The sequence below is a fragment of the Geodermatophilus sp. URMC 60 genome (assembly GCF_053502585.1).
The window spans coordinates 2,818,875-2,839,157 of record NZ_CP199958.1 but is presented as its reverse complement, the minus strand read 5'-3'; the positions used below and the strand labels follow the sequence as shown (position 1 = coordinate 2,839,157).

At 74.1% G+C, this 20,283-nt stretch carries 15 protein-coding genes; 11 read left to right on the top strand and 4 right to left on the bottom strand.

The annotated features are described in order from the left end of the window. Positions 1 to 46 precede the first annotated feature (46 nt). Positions 47 to 955, top strand: coding sequence for a TIGR01777 family oxidoreductase (locus tag ACWIX3_RS13530; protein WP_448607869.1), 909 nt, complete (start codon positions 47 to 49; stop codon positions 953 to 955). 7 nt (positions 956 to 962) lie between these two features. Here ACWIX3_RS13530 and ACWIX3_RS13525 read toward each other — a convergent pair whose 3' ends face one another. After that, the gene (locus ACWIX3_RS13525; protein WP_448607868.1) at positions 963 to 2,627 is read right to left on the bottom strand and encodes a serine/threonine-protein kinase; all 1,665 of its coding nucleotides are present in this window, start codon (positions 2,625 to 2,627) and stop codon (positions 963 to 965) included. Positions 2,628 to 2,744: 117 nt separating this feature from the next. Between ACWIX3_RS13525 and ACWIX3_RS13520 the strand changes: the two genes are divergently transcribed. From ACWIX3_RS13520 to lipB, 3 genes are all read left to right on the top strand, one after another. Continuing rightward, positions 2,745 to 3,989, top strand: coding sequence for an NAD(P)/FAD-dependent oxidoreductase (locus ACWIX3_RS13520; RefSeq protein WP_448607867.1), 1,245 nt, complete (start codon positions 2,745 to 2,747; stop codon positions 3,987 to 3,989). Between the two features lie 2 nt (positions 3,990 to 3,991). Beyond that, positions 3,992 to 4,726 (top strand): Type 1 glutamine amidotransferase-like domain-containing protein, encoded by a 735-nt coding sequence (locus ACWIX3_RS13515; RefSeq protein ID WP_448607866.1) that lies wholly within the window; start codon positions 3,992 to 3,994, stop codon positions 4,724 to 4,726. 100 nt (positions 4,727 to 4,826) lie between these two features. After that, positions 4,827 to 5,474 carry a lipoyl(octanoyl) transferase LipB gene (lipB, locus tag ACWIX3_RS13510; protein ID WP_448607865.1) on the top strand — a complete coding sequence of 216 codons (648 nt, stop codon included), beginning with the start codon at positions 4,827 to 4,829 and terminating at the stop codon, positions 5,472 to 5,474. A 111-nt stretch (positions 5,475 to 5,585) separates the two neighbouring features. Here the strand turns inward: lipB and leuS are convergent, their stop codons facing one another. Further along, the gene (gene leuS / locus ACWIX3_RS13505) at positions 5,586 to 8,498 is read right to left on the bottom strand and encodes a leucine--tRNA ligase (RefSeq protein WP_448607864.1); all 2,913 of its coding nucleotides are present in this window, start codon (positions 8,496 to 8,498) and stop codon (positions 5,586 to 5,588) included. A 237-nt stretch (positions 8,499 to 8,735) separates the two neighbouring features. On the opposite strand from leuS, the gene ACWIX3_RS13500 reads away from it, so the two are divergent. The 4 genes from ACWIX3_RS13500 (at position 8,736) to ACWIX3_RS13485 (ending at position 14,327) form a co-directional block, all read left to right on the top strand. Further along, positions 8,736 to 11,006 (top strand): putative bifunctional diguanylate cyclase/phosphodiesterase, encoded by a 2,271-nt coding sequence (locus ACWIX3_RS13500; RefSeq protein WP_448607863.1) that lies wholly within the window; start codon positions 8,736 to 8,738, stop codon positions 11,004 to 11,006. A 204-nt stretch (positions 11,007 to 11,210) separates the two neighbouring features. After that, positions 11,211 to 12,410 (top strand): hypothetical protein, encoded by a 1,200-nt coding sequence (locus ACWIX3_RS13495; protein ID WP_448607862.1) that lies wholly within the window; start codon positions 11,211 to 11,213, stop codon positions 12,408 to 12,410. A 78-nt stretch (positions 12,411 to 12,488) separates the two neighbouring features. Continuing rightward, entirely contained in the window at positions 12,489 to 13,463 is a 975-nt protein-coding gene (lipA, locus tag ACWIX3_RS13490; protein WP_448607861.1) for a lipoyl synthase, read from the top strand. A 54-nt stretch (positions 13,464 to 13,517) separates the two neighbouring features. Beyond that, on the top strand, positions 13,518 to 14,327 hold the full coding sequence (locus ACWIX3_RS13485) for a DUF4191 domain-containing protein (protein ID WP_448607860.1): 810 nt from the start codon (positions 13,518 to 13,520) through the stop codon (positions 14,325 to 14,327). A 58-nt stretch (positions 14,328 to 14,385) separates the two neighbouring features. On the opposite strand, the gene ACWIX3_RS13480 is transcribed toward ACWIX3_RS13485, so the two are convergent. Continuing rightward, positions 14,386 to 14,907: a GNAT family N-acetyltransferase gene (locus ACWIX3_RS13480; protein ID WP_448607859.1), complete on the bottom strand. Its 522-nt coding sequence runs from the start codon at positions 14,905 to 14,907 to the stop codon at positions 14,386 to 14,388. Further along, complete coding sequence (locus ACWIX3_RS13475) at positions 14,904 to 15,326, bottom strand: RDD family protein (protein ID WP_448607858.1); 423 nt, start codon at positions 15,324 to 15,326, stop codon at positions 14,904 to 14,906. The genes ACWIX3_RS13480 and ACWIX3_RS13475 overlap by 4 nt, the downstream gene beginning before the upstream one ends. Before the next feature lie 166 nt (positions 15,327 to 15,492). On the opposite strand from ACWIX3_RS13475, the gene glnA reads away from it, so the two are divergent. The 3 genes from glnA to ACWIX3_RS13460 all read left to right on the top strand — a co-directional run bounded on the left by glnA (position 15,493) and on the right by ACWIX3_RS13460 (position 20,240). After that, positions 15,493 to 16,926, top strand: coding sequence for a type I glutamate--ammonia ligase (glnA, locus tag ACWIX3_RS13470; RefSeq protein ID WP_448607857.1), 1,434 nt, complete (start codon positions 15,493 to 15,495; stop codon positions 16,924 to 16,926). 261 nt (positions 16,927 to 17,187) lie between these two features. Next, positions 17,188 to 18,720 (top strand): NAD(P)/FAD-dependent oxidoreductase, encoded by a 1,533-nt coding sequence (locus ACWIX3_RS13465; protein ID WP_448607856.1) that lies wholly within the window; start codon positions 17,188 to 17,190, stop codon positions 18,718 to 18,720. After that, positions 18,717 to 20,240 carry a phospholipid carrier-dependent glycosyltransferase gene (locus ACWIX3_RS13460; protein WP_448607855.1) on the top strand — a complete coding sequence of 508 codons (1,524 nt, stop codon included), beginning with the start codon at positions 18,717 to 18,719 and terminating at the stop codon, positions 20,238 to 20,240. Before ACWIX3_RS13465 ends, ACWIX3_RS13460 begins: the two co-directional genes overlap by 4 nt. The last annotated feature ends 43 nt before the right edge of the window (positions 20,241 to 20,283 follow it).

Here is a 20,283-nt window from a genome sequence, read left to right as displayed (position 1 = left end):
GGCGTCGGCCGGGGCCCCGATCGCGTCCGCTCCCTGGAGGACAGACATGAAGGTCGCGGTCACCGGCTCCTCCGGACTGATCGGGACGCGCCTGGTGGCCGCCCTGCAGACCGACGGACACCAGGTGCTCCGGCTGGTGCGCCGGACGCCGCGCACGGCCGACGAGCACCGCTGGGACCCCCAGCACGGGCGGATCGACCCGGCCCTGTTTTCCGACGTCGACGCCGTGGTGAACCTGGCCGGCACCCCCATCCGGCCGCGGCCCTTCACCGCCGGCTACAAGGAGCAGTTGCGCTCCAGCCGGCTCGACAGCACGGTCACGGTGAGCGAGGCGCTTGCCGCGGCCGCCACGGCGGACCCGGGACGCCGCCGGGTGCTGCTCTCCGCGTCGGCCGTGGGCTACTACGGCGACACCGGCGACCGGCCGGTGCAGGAGGACGCGCCGCCCGGCAGTGACTTCCTGGCCCGGCTGTGCGTCGACTGGGAGGCCGCCACCCGCGCCGCCGAGGACGCCGGCGTGCGGGTGGTGCACCTGCGCACCGGTCTGGTCGTCGGCCGTGACGCCATGCTCATGCGCATCCTGGGGCTGGTCTTCCGAGCCGGCCTGGGCGGGCGCATGGGCTCAGGGCGTCAGTACTGGCCGTGGATCAGCCTGGACGACGAGGTCGACGCGATCCGCTTCCTGCTGACCGCGGACGTCTCGGGCCCGGTCAACCTCACGGGCCCCGATCCGGTTCCCAACGCCGAGTTCGTCCGTCGCCTCGCCGCAGCGGTGCACCGGCCGGCCCTCCTGCCGGTCCCCGGCCCGGTGCTGTCGCTGGCCCTCGGCGAGTTCGGCCGGTCCAGCGTGCTGGCCGGCCAGCGCGCCGTCCCCGCGGCCCTGCAGGGGGCCGGCTACCGGTGGACCCACCCCGATCTCGACGACGCGTTCCGGGCAGCGCTGCAGCGCGGCTGACGCCGCCTCACCCGACCCGTTCGGCCGACGAGATCCGCCACCCCTCCGCCGTGGCCTCGAGCGTCATCCGCACCTCCGCCTCGCCGCGTTCGCCGACCGGGCGCAGCGCCGGCCCGCCGGGGTCGGCCGCTCGCACCACCTCGTAGGCCGGCCAGCGGTCCACCACCTGCAGGGTCACTCGTCCCGCGCCGGGCGTGCCGTCGAGCAGGCTCGCGCTGACGATCTCGGGCGTGAAACCGCGCAGCGCCTCCCCGGCGGCGGTCAGGGCGGTGACGGTGTCCCGGTCGGCGGCCAGGAGGGGGCTGCCGGGGACGAACACGTCGTCGAGCAGTGGCACGGAGCCGGTGGCCAGTGCCTCCGTGCGGCGCTGGTAGAGCTCCGTGAGCCGGGCTGGCCAGTCCTCCTCGGGCCCGGCGGCGGGCTCCGGCGGGGCGGGCGTGGTCGGCGCGGCCGGAGCCTGTGGCGTCGGCGTGGCCGGAGCCTGCGGCGTGAGCGTGGCGACCGCCTCCGGGACGGCCGACGAGGACGCGGCCGCAGACGGGCTCGGTGCCGCCTCCCCCGGGGGTGGTGCGCCGGCGGCGCGGTCGACGAGGGCGGCCGGCGCCGGCGCCGGCGCACCGCTCCACCAGCCGCCCAGCTGCACCGCGAGGACCACGGCGGCGGCCGCGCCGGCGAGCACGGCCCCCCGGCGCAGAAGCCGGCCGGATGCCGCCAGCCGGGTACCCGGGCCCCCGCGGTCGGGCGGCGCCTCCTCGGCGACCCGCCGGTGCCGCCCGGGGACCTGGTGGGTGAGCTCCGTGCGCGGGCCGCGGCCGGTGCGGGCGAGGTCCTCGTCGGGCACCCCGGCCCGCGGCAGCCGCACGGGCTCCGGGCGGCAGGCGTGCCGGAGGTCCAGCGCGAGGGCGGCGGCCGACCCCCGGTCGTGCGGGTCGGCCGAGAGCCCGCGGGTGATGACGGCGAGCAGGTCCGGCGGGGCGTCGGGTGCCAGCTCGGCGAGGTCGGGCAGCGTTCCCTCCGCGGCGACGCGGAGCGTGTCGGCCGGCGTCGCGGCGTTCCACGGCGCCACCCCGGTCAGGGCGTGGAAGGCCGCGGCGGCAACGCCGAAGACGTCCGAGGCCGGCCCGGGTGCCCCACCACGGGCCACGGTGGGGTCGACGTAGGCCGGCGTGAGCTCGCCGGCCGCCTCCTCCCCCACCACCCGCGCCACACCCAGGTCGGTGAGCACCGGTCGCCCCTCGGCCGTGAACACGACGTTCCCCGGCGAGAGGTCGCCGTGCACCACCCCGCGCTCGTGCGCGTGCGCCAGCGCGGCGGCCACGGGAGCCAGGGCCGTGACCACCTCCCCCGGCCTCAGCCGGCCGCGGCGGGCCAGGAGCGCGGCCAGGCTGCCGCCGGCGAGCAGGTCCAGGACTAGGGCCACGCGCGGCTGGCCGCCGCGACGTGGCTCGTGCATCACCTCGTGCAGCCGGACCAGGTGCGGGTGGTCGAGCTCCCCCAGCAATGCCGCCTCGCGCGCCTGCCGCTCGGCGTCCCCGGCGACCAGCAGCTTGACGGCGACCGGCGGACCACCGGACCGGGGCACCGCGCGCCACACCTCGCCGGACCCGCCGCGGCCGAGCAGCTCCTCGAGCCGGTAGCCGGGGACGACGGGGGCGGGAGGGGTCGACGGCATGCCGGGCACCGTAGGCGGCCGGATGGGTGCCTGCCGGCGTTGTCCACAGGCGACGGCCGCGTCCACCGGACCCGCCCCGGACGGGTGGGGCGGCGGCGGGCCTCCTAGGTTCGGGCCATGCCGCTGCCCGTCCGCGCCCAGGTGGTCGTCGTCGGAGCCGGGCTGGCCGGCTTGTCCGCAGCGGTCCGGCTGCACGCCGCGGGCGTCGACGTGCACGTTGCCGAGGCGGGCTGCCATGCCGGCGGCCGGCTGGCCACCGAGCGGGTCGACGGGTTCGTCGTCGACCGCGGCTTCCAGGTGCTCAACACCGGCTACCCGCGCGCCGCCGACCTCGACCTGGCAGCCCTCGACCTCGGCTTGTTCTGGCCGGGCGCGGTCCTACGCGTCGACGGCCGGGCGTCCCGGGTGGTCGACCCGCGCCGGCAGCCCACGGCCGCGCTCGGCACGGTGCGCGCGCCGCTCGGGTCCCCGCTGCGCAAGGCCGCGATCGCCGCCTACTCGGCGCGGGTCGGCTACACCCCGGTCCCACGGCTGCTGCGGGAGCGCGAGTCGACCGCCGAGGAGCGGCTGCGGCGGGCCGGCGTGGGTGACACGGCGCTCGAGCGCTTCTTCCGCCCCTTCCTCGCCGGTGTGCTGCTGGAGGACCGGCTGGAGACGTCGAGCCGGTACCTGGACCTGCTGTGGCGGAGCTTCGCCCGCGGCGCCATCGGCCTGCCGGCCCGGGGCATGCAGTCGATCGGCGAGCAGCTGGCCGGGCGGGTCGGCGCGGACCGCGTGCACCTCGGCGTCCGCGTCACGGCCGTGGGCGGAGACGCGGTCACCACGGGCACCGGGCGCACCCGCGCCGACGCCGTCGTCGTCGCCACCGATCCCGGCACCGCCGCCGCGCTGGTCCCGGGGCTGACGGCGTCCGCGCCCCGCCAGGTGACCACCCACCTGCACGTGCTGCCCGCGTCCCCGACCCGGCAGCCGCTGCTGGTCCTCGGCACGCCGGGCGGTCGGCTGGTCAACAGCGTCGTGCTGACCGACGCCCAGCCCGCCTACAGCCCCGACGACCGGGCACTGGTCGCCAGCTCCAGTCTCGCCCCCACCCGCGAGGCCGACGTGCGAGCCGAGGTCGCGGCGCTGCACGGCATCGACACGGGCGAGCTGGAACACCTCACCTCGGTCACCGTGCCGCAGGCCCAGCCGGCCGCCGTCCCGCCGCTGCGCCTGCGGCAGCCGGTCGACCTGGGTGGCGGCCTGTACGTGGCCGGCGACCACCGCGACACCCCGTCCATCCAGGGCGCCATGGCCAGCGGGGCGCGAGCCGCCCGCGCGGTCCTGCGCGCCCTGACCATCGTCCCGCGAGGAGCTGCCTGACCGTGCCCGCCACCGCCCCGACCATCATCGCCACCAGCATCGGTTTCGACTCCCGCCGCAGAGGTCCCTACGACTGGGCGCCGGGCCCGGTCTTCGACCTCGCCCTCGAGCTGGCGGGGGCGCCCGACCGGCCGCGCCTGTGCTACCTCGGCACCGCCACCGGCGACGACCCGGTGCGGGTGGCCGGCGTGTACGGCGCCTTCGCGGGCAGCGGGGTGGACGTCAGCCACCTGAGCCTCTTCCCGATGCCCACGGTGCCCGACGTCCGTGCTCACCTGCTCGCGCAGGACGTCGTCTGGGTCGGCGGCGGCAGCGTGGCGAACCTGCTGGCGGTGTGGCGGGTGCACGGGCTCGACGAGGTGTTCCGGGAGGTGTGGGAGGCCGGTGTCGTGCTCGGCGGGGTGTCGGCCGGGTCGCTGTGCTGGCACGTCGGCGGCACCACGGACTCCTACGGCCCCGATCTGCGCCCGGTCACGAACGGCCTGGGGCTGATCCCCACGTCCAACGGCGTCCACTACGACTCCGAGGAGCAGCGCCGTCCGCTGTACCACCGGCTCGTCGCCGACGGCACGCTGCCCGCCGGGCACGCCACCGACGACGGCGTGGGTCTGGTCTACCGGGGCACGGAGCTGGTCGAGGCGGTTGCCGACCGGCCCGACAAGGCCGCCTACCGAGTGGAGCGCGGCCCCGACGGCACCGCGGTCGAGACCCGCATCGGACCCCGCCGGCTGCGCTGATGACCGTCGAGGTGATGCGCTGTGCCGGCCTCCTGCCGGGACCCGCGCCGAGCGTCAGCGAGGTGTGGGGAGCAGGAGGTCCTGTCTCTAGGCTGGAGGCGTGAGCGCACTGCGGGTGGTCCAGGCCGGCACGGTCCCCTACGAGGAGGCCTGGGCGCGTCAGCGCGAGCTGCACGCCGCGCGGATCGCCGGCGAGGGTCCCGACACGCTGCTGCTGCTCGAGCACCCGTCGGTCTACACCGCCGGCAAGCGCACCGAGCCGCACGAGCGGCCCCAGGACGGCACGCCCGTCGTCGACGTCGACCGCGGCGGCAAGATCACCTGGCACGGCCCGGGCCAGCTGGTCGGCTACCCGATCGTCGCGCTGCCCGACCCGGTCGACGTGGTCGCCTACGTCCGCAGGCTGGAGGGCGCGCTCATCGAGGTCTGCGCCGGCTTCGGCGTCGACGCCGGGCGGGTGGAGGGGCGCAGCGGCGTCTGGCTGCCCGCCGACGAGCCCGGCCCGGACAGTCGGTGGCGCCCCGAGCGCAAGATCGCGGCGATCGGCATCCGGGTGGCCCGAGGCGTGACGATGCACGGCTTCGCGCTCAACTGCGACCCCGACCTCGGCGCGTTCGGCGCGATCGTCCCCTGCGGCATCGCCGACGCCGGCGTCACCTCGCTGTCGGCCGAGCTGGGCCGCGACGTGACCGTCGAGGAGGCCCTCGAGCCGGTCGAGAAGGCGATGCGCGCGGTGCTCGCCTTCTAGTCCTGTCGCGCCGAGTGGGCCCCGGGGGGGTCCGCGCAGGCGTGACGAAGCGGCTCCACGCGCCCGGAGACGGCACCTGGTCGCGGTATCGTCCAGAGGACGACGAAGTGCTCAGCCCAGGACGAAGTTGACCAGCCGGCCGGGGACGGCGACGACGCGCCGCACCGTCTTCCCGTCCAGGTGGGCGGCGACCTTCCCGTCGGCCCGCGCCGCAGCCTCCAGCGCAGCGGCGTCGGCGTCCGCCGGCACGCTCACCTGGGCCCGCACCTTGCCGTTGACCTGGACGGCGACCTGCACGGTGTCCTCGACCAGCCAGCGCCCGTCGGCCTCGGGGAACGGGTGCCAGGCCAGCGACTGCCCGTGGCCAAGCCGCGCCCACAGCTCCTCGGCGATGTGCGGAGCCAGCGGCGCGACCAGCAGCACCAGCGGCTCGGCCACCGACCGCGGCACCCCCGGGTCGGCGCCGTACACCTGCGTCAGGTGGTTGGTCAGCTCCGTGATCCGCGCGATCGCGATGTTGAACCGCAGCGTCGCCATCCCGTCACGCACCCCGGCGATCGCCCGGTGCAGCGCCCGGAGCGTCTCCTCGGCCGGCTCGGCGTCGTCCGCCGTCCGGACCGCACCGGTCTCCTCGTCGACGACGACCCGCCAGATCCGCTGCAGCAGGCGCTGGGAGCCGACGACGGCCTTGGTCTCCCACGGCCGGGACTGCTCCAGCGGGCCGGTCGACATCTCGTAGACCCGGAGCGTGTCGGCGCCGTACGCGCTGATCATCTCGTCCGGCGTCACCATGTTCTTCAGGCTCTTGCCCATCTTCCCGTACTCGCGGTTGACGGGCCTGCCCTCGTGGGTGAACCGGCCGTCCTCCTCGACCACCTCGGCCGCGGGCACGTAGAAGCCGCGCTCGTCGGTGTAGGCGTAGGCGGAGATGTAGCCCTGGTTGACCAGCCGGCGGAACGGCTCCTCGCTGCTGACGTAGCCCAGGTCGTGCAGCACCTTGTGCCAGAAGCGGGCGTACAGCAGGTGCAGGACGGCGTGCTCCATGCCGCCGACGTACAGGTCGACGCCGCCGACGTCCCCCGGCTCGCGCGGGCCGAGCCAGTAGCTCTCCAGCTCCGGGTCGACCATCTGGGTGTCGTCGGAGGGGTCCAGGTAGCGCAGGTAGTACCAGCAGGAGCCGGCCCAGTTGGGCATCGTGTTGGTCTCGCGCCGGTACTTCCTCGGCCCGTCGCCGAGGTCCAGCTCGACCGTCGTCCAGTCCGTGACGCGCGACAGCGGCGGCTCCGGCAGGGAGTCGGCGTCGTCGTCGGCGAACGTCTTCGGCGAGTAGTCGTCGACCTCCGGCAGGAGCACCGGCAGCATCGAGTCGGGGACGGCGACCGGCAGGTCGTTCTCGTCGTAGACGACCGGGAACGGCTCGCCCCAGTAGCGCTGCCGGCTGAACAGCCAGTCGCGCAGCTTGTAGGTGGTCGTCGCCCGGCCGTGGCCGTGCTCGACCAGCCAGTCGGTGATCGTGGCGATCGCGGTCGCCCTGTCCAGGCCGTCCAGCGAGATGTCGTCGTTGGACGAGTTGATCATCGGTCCGGCGCCGGTGTAGGCGCCGCCCTCGAAGTCCTCCGGCGGCTGCACCGTGCGGACGACGGGCAGCCCGAAGACCTCCGCGAAGTCGTGGTCGCGGGTGTCCTCACCGGGAACGGCCATGATCGCGCCGGTGCCGTACCCGGTCAGCACGTAGTCGGCGATGAACACCGGCAGCTCGCGGCCGTTGACGGGGTTGACCGCGGTGACGCCCAGCCAGACGCCGGTCTTCTCGCGGGCCTCGTTCTGCCGGTCCAGCTCGGAGCGGCGGGAGGCCTGCCGCTGGTACGCGCGCACCGCCTCGGCCGGGGTCGCCGCGCCGCCGGTCCACCGCGGGTCGGTGCCGTCCGGCCACTCGGCGGCGGTCAGCGTCTCGACCAGCGGGTGCTCGGGCGCCAGCACCATGTACGTGGCGCCGAACAGGGTGTCGGGCCGGGTGGTGAAAACCTCGATGGTCTCGTCCGGCGATCCGTCCCGCCCCGCGGCCCCGACGGGGAAGCCGATCCGCGCGCCGGTGGATCGGCCGATCCAGTTGCGCTGCATCTGCTTCACCGAGTCCGACCAGTCCAGCCGGTCCAGGTCGGCCAGCAGCCGCTCGGCGTAGGCGGTGATCCGCATCATCCACTGGGTCAGCGGACGCCGGAACACCGGGAAGTTGCCGCGCTCGGAGCGCCCGTCGGGCGTCACCTCCTCGTTGGACAGCACCGTGCCCAGGCCGGGGCACCAGTTGACCGGCGCCTGGTGCAGGTAGGCCAGCCGGTGCGCGTCGACGACCCTGCGCCGCTCGACGTCGTCCAGCTCGGCCCACGGGCGGCCGGTCTCGTTGGTGCCCGGCGCCGGCTCGCGGGTGCCGGCGTCCAGCTCGGCGACGAGCTCGTCGATCCGCCGCGCCTTCCCGGCGTCCTCGTCGAACCAGGACCCGAAGACCTGCAGGAAGATCCACTGGGTCCACTTGTAGTAGCCCGGGTCGATCGTGGCGAAGGTGCGGCGCTCGTCGTGGTCGACGCCCAGCCGGCGCAGCTGCGCCTTGATGGCCGCGATGTTGGCCTCGGTGGTGACCCGCGGGTGCTGTCCGGTCTGCACGGCGTACTGCTCGGCGGGCAGGCCGAAGGCGTCGTACCCCATCGGGTGGAGCACGTTCGCGCCGTCCATGCGGCGGAACCGGCTGGTGGCGTCGGTGCCCAGGTAGCCCAGCGGGTGCCCGACGTGCAGTCCGGCGCCCGAGGGGTACGGGAACATGTCCATCACGAAGTACTTGGGCCGGTCGGCGACCCGCTCGAAGCCCTCGGACAGCCGGCCCGTCGGGTTCGGGGTGTGGAACGTCCCCTCGGCCTCCCAGCGGTCCTGCCACGCGAGCTCGATCCGCTGCGCCAGGGCGGGCGTGTAGCGGTGCGGCGGGACGTCCCCCGCCGGCTCGACACTCGGGTGGTCGGCCGTCTGGCTCATCGTCGTGCTCCTGGTCCTCGGGTGCTCGTACCGGCGGCGGACAGCAAAAGACCCCTCACGCAGGAGGGGTCGCCGTGCTGACTGGGGGTCTCAGGTCAGCACGGCCGCGCAAGCAGGAGCCGCCTGGTCACACCGCCAGCCTACCGCGCGCGGCCTCCCGGCCGGGCCTCACCCGCAGGAGGCACGGGGTCCCGGTGCCGTATCGGGACGTGGACGCTCTCGGCCGATGAGCCCACCATGGGCGACGAGCGGCGGTCGGGACCGCGGTCGCGCGCGTGGCTGCTGCTGACCGTGGCAGCGACCTGCGCGTTCGCCACCGGTGTCGTCGACCGGCCGGCGGGCCTCGGCTGGGACCGGTTCTACGACGTCGTCCTCTACAACCTCCCGTACCTCGCTGCCGCAGCGGCCTGCCGGCAGGCGGCCACGCGCGTCCCCGCGGAACGGCTGGCCTGGCACGCGCTCGCCCTGACGCTGGTGTTGAACGCCGCGGGCAACCTGCCGCAGGCCCTCGCCGAGGCCGCCGACGGCTCCGAGCCGCTCCTGCTCCTCGCCCACCTGCTCTCACTCGGCGGCTACCTGGCCCTCCACGTCGCGCTCGTCGTCATGCTCCGGGCCAGGGTCCACCGGTTCCAGCAGAGCATGTGGCTGGACGGGCTGATGGGCGCGCTGGGCAGCCTCGCCGCCGGTGTGGCCTTCTTCCTCGGCCCCTACCTGCACCCGGCCACCGGCCGGCCGGCAGAGCTGGTCGCGCTGCTCTGGCCGACCATGGACCTGGTCCTGCTCGCCGTGCTGGTGGCCCTGGCCGCGGTGCTCGGTGTCCGCCTGGACCGGACGCTCCTCGCCCTGACCGCGGCGCTCTGCGCCGTCTGCGTCGGGGACCTGGCGGTCTTCTCCGCGGTCATGGCCGGCGGCTACACCGACGGCGGTCCGCTGGAGCTGACCTGGCTCGCCGGGGTCCTGCTCGTCGTCGTCGCCGCGCACCGGGCCCACCCGGCCGCTGCGTCACCCACCCGGCGTCGTCCCGTCTTCGGGTGGCGCCTGCTGGCGCTCCCGCTCGTCTGCAACCTGGCCAGCCTGACGGTCCTCGCGCACGGCTGGCAGAACCAGCTGCCGGCTGCGGCCGCGTGGCTGGCCATGGCCTGCGTGATGACGGCGATCGTCCGCACCGTCGTCAGCCTGCGCGAGGTCCGCACCTTCCACGAGGTGCGGCAGCAGGCCCACACCGACGAGCTCACCGGGCTGGCGAACCGCCGGGCCCTGCTCGAGGGGGCGGAGCAGGTGCTGGCCGTCGCCACGGCATCGGCGCCCGCGGCCCTGCTGCTGCTGGACCTCGACGGGTTCAAGGAGGTGAACGACGGCCTCGGGCACGCGGCCGGCGACCAGCTGCTGCGCCAGGTCGGCCCTCGGCTGCGGACGGCCCTGCGCGAGGGCGAGGTGCTGGGCCGGCTCGGCGGCGACGAGTTCGCCGTCCTCCTGCCGGCGGCCGACCTCGACGAGGCCCAGGCCCGGGCCGACCATCTGCAGGCGCTCCTCGTGGAGCCGTTCCAGCTGGACGAGATCCGGGTCCACGTCGGCGTCAGCATCGGGGTCGCGACCGCCCCGGTCCCCGCCGCGACGGTGCAGGAACTGCTCCGCTGTGCCGACGTCGCCATGTACGCCGCGAAGTCCGCCCGCGAGGGCGTGCGCGTGTACGTCCCCGATCCGCGCGGCGGCACCGGCGACCGACTGCGGACCATGGAGGAGCTCCGGACGGCGTTGACCCGCGACGACGAGCTGGTGGTGCACCTGCAGCCGCAGGTCGACCTCGCCGACGGGCGGGTGGTCGGCGTCGAGGCCCTCGTGCGCTGGCACCACCCGAGCCGCGGGTTGCTCGCCCCCGCGCAGCTGCTCCCGGCAGCGGAGCAGGCCGGTCTGCTGCGCCCGCTGACCGACAGGGTCCTGGAGCTCTCCCTGCAGGCGGTCGCCGGCTGGTGGGAGTCGACGCGCGTGCCGCTCTCGGTGAACCTGTCAGCGGCGAACGTCGCCGATGTCGACCTGCCCGGCAAGGTGGCGATCGCCCTGCTGCGCCACGGGCTGCCCGCCCGGGCGCTGACCCTGGAGCTGGTGGAGGACACCCTGATGGCCGATCCCGAGCGGGGTCGGACCGTGCTGGGCGAGCTGCGCCGCCTCGGGATCCGGACGTCGATCGACGACTACGGCACCGGCTACAGCTCGCTGGCCTACCTGCGGCACCTGCCGGCCGACGAGCTCAAGCTCGACCGGAGCCTGACGCTGGACGCCGGACGGGACCCCAGGGCCGCGGCGATCGTGAAACACACGGTGGCACTGGCCCACGAGCTGGGTCTCAGCCTCGTCGCCGAGGGCGTGGAGGACGCGGCCACCGCCAGGGTGCTGGCGGACCTGGGCTGCGACGTCGCCCAGGGCTACGCGATCGCCCGCCCGATGCCGGTCGACGCGTTCCTCCGCTGGTTGGAGGCCCGGGTGCACACTCCGGTACAGCCCCTGTAACCGTTCCTCCGGACCGTCTCCGCGCCACGGTCGGCAGGCCGTCGTGGGTGACGCCCCGCTGCGGTCCGGCGGACGTCCGCGGCTGCACCCGCCGACGTCGTCCGGCCCCTCCGCAGCCGCCGTTCCGGAGATCGCACCCGGGGTGTGCCGTCCGCGGTGACCGGGCAGGATGGCCGCCGACACGATCAACCGGAGGTGCATCCCGTGTTCCGCAAGAAGACGCACGGCCAGATCATCGGCGAGGAACTGCAGGAGGGCCTCGCCCACATCGGCACGGCGGTGGCGGAGGCCCGGCAGGCAGCAGCGGAACAGCTGGCACCGCGTGTGGAAGCCGCCCGCGAGGCGAGCGGTCCGGCCCTGGACGCCGCCATGGGCGCGGTGGCGCCCAGGATCGCCGCCGCGGTGGCCGTCGCCGCGCCCGCCGTCGAGGCCGCCCGCGACGCGCTCGCCCCGCACGTGGAGGCCGCCCGTGACGCGGCCACGAGGGCCGCCGCGGACCTCGGCCCCCGGGTGGAGGCCGCCCGCGACGCGCTGACCCCGCGGGTCGAGGCCGCCCGTGACGCCGCCATGCCCCACCTGACCGCTGCCGTGACCGCCGCCCAGGCCGCGGCCACCAAGGCCGCCGCCGACGTCAGCCCCCGCGTCGGGGCGGCCCGCGAGTCGGCGCAGAAGGCGCTGGTGGAGGACGTCGTCCCCCGGCTGACCGCCGCCCAGGCGGCGACGCTGGCCTACGCCGCCCCCCGGGTGCTCGCCGCCCGCGAGGCGGTGACGCCGGTCCTGGACACCACCCGCGCGTCGCTCACCTCGGGGCTGGGCAGCGCCAGGGACGAGCTCGAGCTGCGCCGCCTGGAGCTCGCCGCGGCCACCGCCAAGGCCGTGAAGAAGCGCGCCGAGCTGGAGAAGGCGGCGGCGAAGAAGCGCCGGGAACTGGGGAGGAAGGCCGCCAAGGCGGGTAAGGGAGTGAAGCGGAAGGTCGGGAACGAGTCCGGGCCGCGGCGCTGGCCGTGGCTGCTCGCCGTCCTCGGCATCGCCGCCGCCGTGGCGGTGGTGCTGCGCCGCCGCAGCGGCTCCGACGACCTGTGGACCCCCGCGCCCACCGGCGACGGGCCCGTCCCGAGCTACCGAGAGGACCCCGTGCCCAGTTCCCCGAGCAACTCCGGCAAGACCGTCTCCACCGCCCAGACCACGCCCGGCGACGCCACCCCGCCCGACACCGACGCGGGCTCGTGGGCGCAGCAGTCCACGCCCACGGAAACCCCTGGCTCCGCCACCCCGGGCACCGCCACGACCAGTGCGGACGACCCGGCGCTGGACACCGCCACCGCCTCGCCGAACGACCAGCCGCAGACCGCCTCCGGCGGGATCGGCTCCGACTCCGAGGACCCGCGCAACCCGGCGACCTGACCCCACCCCGCCCCGGAGCAGCAACGCCCGCCTCCGTCGAGGCGGGCGTTGCCGTTCCCGGGGGTACCGTGGTCGATCATGAGCGAGACGGTGGCCCCGACCCCCTCCACCGACACCCCGGCGGCGCCCTCCGGCCGCAAGCTGCTGCGCCTCGAGGTCCGCAACAGCCAGGTCCCCATCGAGCGCAAGCCCGAGTGGATCAAGACCCGGCTCAAGACCGGCCCGGAGTACACCGAGCTCAAGTCGCTGGTCCGCCGCGAGGGCCTGCACACCGTCTGCGAAGAGGCCGGCTGTCCCAACATCTACGAGTGCTGGGAGGACCGGGAGGCGACCTTCCTCATCGGTGGGGACCAGTGCACCCGGCGGTGCGACTTCTGCCAGATCGACACCGGCAAGCCCGCCGACTTCGACGCCGACGAGCCGCGGCGGGTCGCCGAGAGCGTCGCCACCATGCAGCTGCGCTATGCCACGGTCACCGGCGTCGCCCGCGACGACCTGCCCGACGGCGGTGCCTGGCTCTACGCCGAGACGGTGCGGCAGATCCACGCCGCCGTTCCCGGCTGTGGTGTCGAACTGCTCATCCCCGACTTCAACGCCGACCCGGAGCAGCTCGCCGAGGTCTTCTCCTCCCGGCCCGAGGTGCTCGCGCACAACGTCGAGACCGTGCCGCGCATCTTCAAGCGGATCCGCCCCGGCTTCCGGTTCGAGCGGTCGCTGGCGGTCATCACCGCCGCGCGCGAGGCCGGGCTGGTGACCAAGTCCAACCTCATCCTCGGCATGGGCGAGGAGCCCGACGAGGTCGTCGAGACGATGCGGGCCCTGTACGACGCGGGCTGCGACCTGCTCACGATCACCCAGTACCTGCGCCCCTCACCTCGGCACCACCCCGTCGTCCGCTGGGTCAAGCCCGACGAGTTCGTCGGCTTCCAGCAGGAGGCCGAGGAGATCGGCTTCCCCGGCGTGCTCGCCGGGCCGCTCGTGCGCAGCTCCTACCGGGCCGGCCGCCTGTACCAGCAGGCCGTCGAGGCCCGCGGCCTGACCCGCTCGATCTGAGGACGCCGCGGCCGGTCCTCCGGGACCGGTCGCCCGCGGCTCTATCCTGGGGACATGGCACGCAGCAGGCCCACCGACCCCCCCGCGCCGCCCGGCACCGGCAAGGCCGCCACCGGGCCCGGCTCCAAGGGCCGCGGCCGGGGCGCGACCAGGGCCGGGGGGGACGGCCGGCCCAAGGTCGGCCGGCTCAAGAAGGTCGGCAACCAGGCCCGCATGATCAAGCAGGCCTACTCGCTGACCCGCAAGAACGACCCCAAGCTCCCCTGGATCATGCTGATCGTCTTCGTGGCGGTCGCCGCGGTCGTCGAGCTGATCGGCATCCTGCTCGACTCGCCGTTCCTCTTCCTGCCCCTCGCCCTCGTCCTCGGCGCGCTGGCGGCCCTGATCGTCTTCGGCCGCCGCGCACAGGGCTCGGCCTACCGCCAGGTCGAGGGCCAGCCCGGCGCCGCGGCGTGGGTCCTCGAGGGCATGCGCGGCGACTGGCAGGTCACCTCCGGCGTCGCCGGCACCACGCAGCTCGACGCCGTCCACCGGGTGCTGGGCCGTCCCGGCGTGATCCTGGTCGGCGAGGGGGCACCGTCGCGGGTCCGCCCGCTGCTGGCCCAGGAGAAGAAGCGCCTCGCGCGGATCTCCGGTGACGCTCCCATCTACGACGTGCTGGTCGGCGACGAGGAGGGGCAGGTGCCGCTGCGCAAGCTCAGTGCCCACGTGATGAAGCTGCCGCGCAACCTCTCCGGCGGTGAGCTCAACGCGCTGCGCAAGCGGGTCGCCGCGCTCGGCGGTACGCGGATGCCGGTGCCCGGCGGCCCGCTCCCCGGCGGCCGGCAGATGAGCGTCAGCCAGCGCCAGGTCCGCCGGCGCTGAGAGAGGACCACCCTGCCCCGACCGCTCGCAAGCGCGGTGGGCCCCTGCAGGGAGGCCATCACAGCCGGGTGAAGGGCTCCGCGTACCGGAACGTCCCCCCGGTGCGCCGGTCGCCGAGCCAGCGCGCCTGGAAGTGCTCGCCCCACGCCGGGTCGGGCGCAGCAACCCCCACCGTGGCGGCGGCGACGAAGCCGAAGCGCCGGTAGTAGTCCGGCGCCCCGAGCAGCGCGGCCAGCCGCTCGTCGGCCGCCTCGGCCACGGCGAGCAGCGCGTGGACCAGCACGGTGCCCACACCCCTGCCCTGTGCCGCGGGCAGCACGCCGAGCGGGCCGAGCCCCAGGGCCGGGACGCCGAGAGGGTCCAGCCAGCCACGGGTTGCGAGCACGTGGCCGATCACCGAACCGCCGTCCAGGGCGACGAGGGACAGGTGCGGCAGGAAGCCGGCGTCCTCGCGCAGCTCGTCCACCAGCCGGGCCTCGACGACGTCGGCGTCCAGCCGCGTGCCGGGCGGCCGGAAGGCGGCGGCGTGCAGCGCGTGGACGGCGGCGTCGTCACCCGGTCGCTCCCGGCGGACGATCACGCGTCGCGGACCACGGCGGTGTCGGTCAGCCGGTCGTGCAGCCCGCGGCCGTCGGCGTCCACCACGAGCGCCGGGACCAGCAGCACGAGCAGCGCCGTCCGGACGACGGCCCGCCACGGGGCCAGCCGCTCCGCCGGCCGCGGGTGGGCCAGCCGCAGCCCCAGCAGCCGCATGCCCGGTGTCTGGCCGAAGGCGACCAGGGTGGCCACGGTGATCAGCACGAAGGGCAGCAGGCTCCAGTTGCCGGGCAGCGATGGCGCGGTGAACAGGCCCGCGACCAGGGCCGATGCGACGGCGTCGACGAGGAAGGCGCCGATCCGGCGGCCGAAGGGAGCCAGGGAACCGGGCCCCTGGGCGGGCAGACCCAGAGCGGCGCCACGCGGGCGTTCCTGAGAGGGTTGCTGCGCATCCCCGACCATGGCCCTCAGCGTAGGAGGAGCCCGCAGAACGCCCGCCTGAACGGCGGCGCGACCGACCGCGACACGCCGCGAGGCGTTGTTACCGGCACGAAACACCCGGGACACCCGAGGGCAACCGCCCGCTCGTAGGTTCGCCACCGGCTGTCCGCCCCAACCCGGAGGATCGATGTTCACCAGTCCCGACGAGGTCGCCGCCTACATCCGCGACAACGACGTCGAGTTCGTCGACGTCCGCTTCTGCGACCTGCCCGGCGTCATGCAGCACTTCACGATCCCCGCGTCGACCTTCGGCGAGGACACGTTCTCCGATGGCCTCGGGTTCGACGGCTCCTCGATCCGCGGCTTCCAGGCGATCAACGAGTCGGACATGCTCCTGCTGCCCGACGCCAACAGCGCCTTCGTGGACCCGTTCCGCAAGCACAAGACGCTGAACGTCAACTTCTTCATCCACGACCCGATCACCCGCGAGGCCTACAGCCGTGACCCGCGGAACGTGGCGAAGAAGGCCGAGGCGTACCTGGCCAGCAGCGGCATCGCCGACACCGCGTACTTCGGCCCCGAGGCGGAGTTCTACGTCTTCGACTCGATCCGGCACTCGACGGGCATCAACGAGGGCTATTACCACATCGACGCGGTCGAGGGCTCCTGGAACTCGGGTTCGACGACCGGCGAGAACGGCGGCCCCAACCTGGGCTACAAGACCCGGCCCAAGGGCGGCTACTTCCCGGTCGAGCCCTACGACCACCAGAGCGACCTGCGCGCCGACATGATGCTCAACCTGACCCGCGCGGGCCTGGAGCTCGAGCGCGGCCACCACGAGGTGGGCACCGGCGGCCAGGCGGAGATCAACTACAAGTTCGACACCCTGCTGCGGTCGGCCGACAGCCTGATGCTGTTCAAGTACATCATCAAGAACACCGCCTGGGCGGCCGGCAAGACCGCGACCTTCATGCCGAAGCCGCTGTTCGGCGACAACGGCTCGGGCATGCACTGCCACCAGTCGCTCTGGAAGGACGGCGAGCCGCTCTTCCACGCCGAGACCGGGTATGCGGGCCTGTCCGACACCGCCCGCCACTACATCGGCGGCCTGCTGGCCCACGCCCCGTCCCTGCTCGCCTTCACCAACCCGACGGTGAACAGCTACCACCGCCTGGTGCCCGGCTACGAGGCGCCGATCAACCTGGTGTACTCGGCCCGCAACCGCTCGGCTTGCTGCCGCATCCCGATCTCCGGCGACAGCCCCAAGGCCAAGCGCATCGAGTTCCGCGTGCCCGACCCGTCGGCCAACCCCTACCTCGCCTTCTCGGCGATGCTGATGGCCGGCCTCGACGGCATCAGGAACAAGATCGAGCCGCCGGCGCCGGTCGACAAGGACCTCTACGAGCTGCCGCCCGAGGAGGCCCTGGGCATCGACAAGGTGCCGGCCTCGCTGGACGCCGTCCTCGACCGGCTCGAGGTCGACCACGAGTACCTCATCGACGGCGGGGTGTTCACCCCCGACCTGATCGAGACGTGGATCGAGTACAAGCGGGAGAACGAGATCGACCCGATCCGGCTGCGCCCGCACCCGCACGAGTTCGCGATGTACTACGACATCTGATCCCGCTCGGACATCTGATCCCGCTCGGACATCTGATCCCGCTCGGACATCTGATCCGGCTCGGTCCCACTGCGGCCCCCGTCCTCTGCGTGAGGACGGGGGCCGCGGTGCGTCATGGGCGCGCAGGCGGCGTGGCCGCCCCCAGGACGCCCACGTACCGTGCAGGTCGATGTGTCGATCCCATGGGACGAGGTCCGGGCCGGCCGGAGCCGTCCGGGCCGCCTCGTCGTCGTGGGCCCAGCAACGAGAAGGCGAGAGTTCATGACCCCCGACGGCAACCGCACCAGTGTGGCCGTGATCGGCCCCGCCGGGCTGACCGCGGCCTACGAGTTGGTCCGTCGCCAGGTACCGGTCACCGTCCTGGAGGGTGACTCGATGGTAGGCGGCATCAGCCGCACTGCCGAGCGGGAGGGCTGGCGCTTCGACATCGGCGGCCACCGCTTCTTCACCAAGGTCCCCGAGGTCGAGGCCCTGTGGCACGAGATCCTCCCCGACGAGGACTTCCTGCTCCGGCCGCGGATGAGCCGGATCTTCTACGACGGCAAGCTCTTCGACTACCCGCTCAAGGCGAGCAACGCCCTGGGCAACCTCGGCCCGGTCGAGGCCGTGCGGTGCGTGGCGTCCTACCTGTGGGCGCGGGTCCGCCCGCCGAGGAACCAGGACACCCTCGAGGGCTGGATCGTCGCCCGCTTCGGCAGGCGCCTGTACCAGCACTTCTTCAAGACCTACAACGAGAAGCTCTGGGGCGTCCCGGTCGACCAGCTGCCGGCCGACTTCGCCGCCCAGCGGATCAAGAACCTGTCGCTGGTCGGGGCGGTGGTCAATGCGCTGACCCCCAAGCGCAACCAGAAGGAGATCACCTCCCTCATCGAGGAGTTCCAGTACCCGAAGTACGGGCCCGGGATGATGTGGGAGACCGCCGCGCGCAAGGTGCAGGAGCGCGGGGGCACGGTCGTCATGGAGGAGAAGGTCCGCACCGTGCACTGGGAGCCCGGTCGCGGGGTCACCGGACTGACCACGGTGGTCACCGGCGGCTACGGTGCCGGCGCGGGTGCGCCCGCGGCCAGCCGGAGCGACATCGGCGCGGAGAAGCACTACGAGGCAGACCACTTCATCAGCTCGATGCCGTTCTCCTCGCTGGTGCACGCCCTCGACCCGAAGCCCCCGGCGGAGGTGCTGACGGCGGCCGACGGCCTGAAGTACCGCGACTTCCTCACGGTGGCGCTCGTGCTCCCGGTCGAGGCCGGCTTCCCCGACAACTGGATCTACATCCACTCCCCCGACGTCCAGGTCGGCCGGATCCAGAACTTCGGCTCCTGGTCGCCGTACCTGGTCAAGGACGGGCGCACCTGCCTGGGCCTGGAGTTCTTCGTCAACGTCGGCGACGACACCTGGAACCGGTCCGACGAGGACCTCATCGCCCAGGGTGCCCGCGAGCTCGAGCAGCTCGGGCTGGCCAAGGCAGCCGATGTCGAGCGCGGCTTCGTCGTCCGGATGCCGAAGGCGTACCCGTTCTACGACGCCGGGTACAAGGACAACGTCGAGGTCATCCGGCACTGGATGGAGGAGAACACGCCGAACCTGCACCCGGTCGGGCGCAACGGCATGTTCCGCTACAACAACCAGGACCACTCGATGCTCACGGCCATGCTCACCGTGCAGAACATCGCCGACGGCACGCGCCACGACATCTGGGACGTCAACGTGGAAGAGGACTACCACGAGGAGGCCTCGTCGCAGCGCCCGGACGCCACGGCGGACGACCACGGGAGTCCCCGCCCCACCGCCGCGTGACCCAGGCACCAGGCGCCCGTCGCCGGCCGGACTCCCCCGAGGACCCCGGGCCGGCGGCGGGCGCGTCCGCGTCGGGGAGGACCGTCGCCGCCCGGCCGGGCCCCGCGACCCGCACGCTCCGGCTGGCCCACCGGCACGCCGTCTTCCTCGTGGTGCTGGTCCTCGCCGCGGTCGCGCGCGGCTACGTCACCGCTGCGTACTCGACGGCGCTGTGGTTCCCCGACTCGGGCACCTACGTCGACCGCGCCGCGTGGGTGGAACCCGCCATCGACCGCCCCTGGGGTTACTCGGCCTTCCTGGCCCTGCTCGACCCGGTCACCACGTTCCGCGAGGTGGCCGTCGTCCAGCACGTGCTGGGCCTGGCCGTCATGGTGCTGGTCTACGCGCTGCTGCAGCGTCGCGGCGTCCCCCGCTGGCTGAGCGTGCTCGCCGTCCTGCCGCTGGGGTTCGACGCCTACCTGCTCGACATCGAGCACTTCATCCTGGCCGAGACGCTCTTCGTGTTCCTCATGGCCCTCGCACTGGTGCTCCTGCTGGTGCGAGAGCGGCCGGGACCGCTGCTGGTCGCGGCGGTCGGCGTCGTCCTCGGCCTGCTGACGCTCACCCGCACGGTGGGGCTCTTCCTCGTGGGCGTCGTGTTCGTCTACCTCGTCGTGCGGCTGCTGGTCCGGACGTTGCGCTGGCCGGCGGTCGTCGCGTTCCTCGGCGGCGTCGCCGCGGTGCTGGTGCCCTACGCGGCCTGGTTCGGCAGCGTGCACGGCTCGTTCGGGCTCACCGACTACACCGGCCACTTCCTCTACGGGCGGGTCGCCACCTTCGTGCAGTGCGAGCAGCTGGACGTGCCGGAGCGGCTGCAGCCCCTGTGCCCGACGCAGCCGCCCGAGGAGCGCCGCCCCGGCGACCAGTTCGTCTGGTTCCCCGACAGCCCGGCCAACGCGGTGGTGGACGGCGAGCGGGTGTGGTCGGAGGACGACCTCGCGGAGTTCGCCACGATCGCGATCACGGGGCAGCCGTGGGACTACCTGCGCCAGCTGCTCTCGGAGACCGTGCACTACGTCGAGCCCGGCCGGGTCTCCGGCCCGCAGGACACCTGCCCGACGTGGTGGGCGTTCCCGTACCCGGAACCGGTGGAGCAGTACGACTGCACGCCGGTGCTCGCTCCCGGGCCGTACGGCTACGACGAGGAGATGGTCGGGAACCTGCGCTCGTACCAGCGCTACTTCTACACCCCCGGCCCGGTGCTGGGGGTGTGCGTGCTCGTGGGCCTGGGTGCGTTGTTCCTGCGCCGGCGCGACTGGCGGGACCGGCTGGACCCGGCGCTGCTGTCCCTGGTCGGACTCACGCTCATGGCCGGGCCGGCGGCGACCGCCTCGTTCGACTTCCGCTACGTGCTGCCCACACTGGCCGTCCTGCCCCCGGCCGCCGCGCTCGCGCTGCGTGCCGTGACGCTGCGGCGCCGGCGGGAGGAGCCGGGCCCCGCGGAGGAGCCCCGGCCCGAACCCGCGCCGGCGGCCCGCTGAGCCACGTCGGCTCCCTGCACGGTCCGCCGGCGGCCCCGTCCAG

What these genes read in the sequence shown, in the direction of transcription:
- ACWIX3_RS13530 (WP_448607869.1), top strand. Translation starts at nt 47, where the DNA reads ATGAAGGTCGCGGTCACCGGCTCCTCCGGACTGATCGGGACGCGCCTG.
- ACWIX3_RS13525 (WP_448607868.1), bottom strand. Translation starts at nt 2,627, where the DNA reads ATGCCGTCGACCCCTCCCGCCCCCGTCGTCCCCGGCTACCGGCTCGAG.
- ACWIX3_RS13520 (WP_448607867.1), top strand. Translation starts at nt 2,745, where the DNA reads ATGCCGCTGCCCGTCCGCGCCCAGGTGGTCGTCGTCGGAGCCGGGCTG.
- leuS (WP_448607864.1), bottom strand. Translation starts at nt 8,498, where the DNA reads ATGAGCCAGACGGCCGACCACCCGAGTGTCGAGCCGGCGGGGGACGTC.
- ACWIX3_RS13500 (WP_448607863.1), top strand. Translation starts at nt 8,736, where the DNA reads ATGGGCGACGAGCGGCGGTCGGGACCGCGGTCGCGCGCGTGGCTGCTG.
- lipA (WP_448607861.1), top strand. Translation starts at nt 12,489, where the DNA reads ATGAGCGAGACGGTGGCCCCGACCCCCTCCACCGACACCCCGGCGGCG.
- ACWIX3_RS13485 (WP_448607860.1), top strand. Translation starts at nt 13,518, where the DNA reads ATGGCACGCAGCAGGCCCACCGACCCCCCCGCGCCGCCCGGCACCGGC.
- ACWIX3_RS13475 (WP_448607858.1), bottom strand. Translation starts at nt 15,326, where the DNA reads ATGGTCGGGGATGCGCAGCAACCCTCTCAGGAACGCCCGCGTGGCGCC.
- glnA (WP_448607857.1), top strand. Translation starts at nt 15,493, where the DNA reads ATGTTCACCAGTCCCGACGAGGTCGCCGCCTACATCCGCGACAACGAC.
- ACWIX3_RS13465 (WP_448607856.1), top strand. Translation starts at nt 17,188, where the DNA reads ATGACCCCCGACGGCAACCGCACCAGTGTGGCCGTGATCGGCCCCGCC.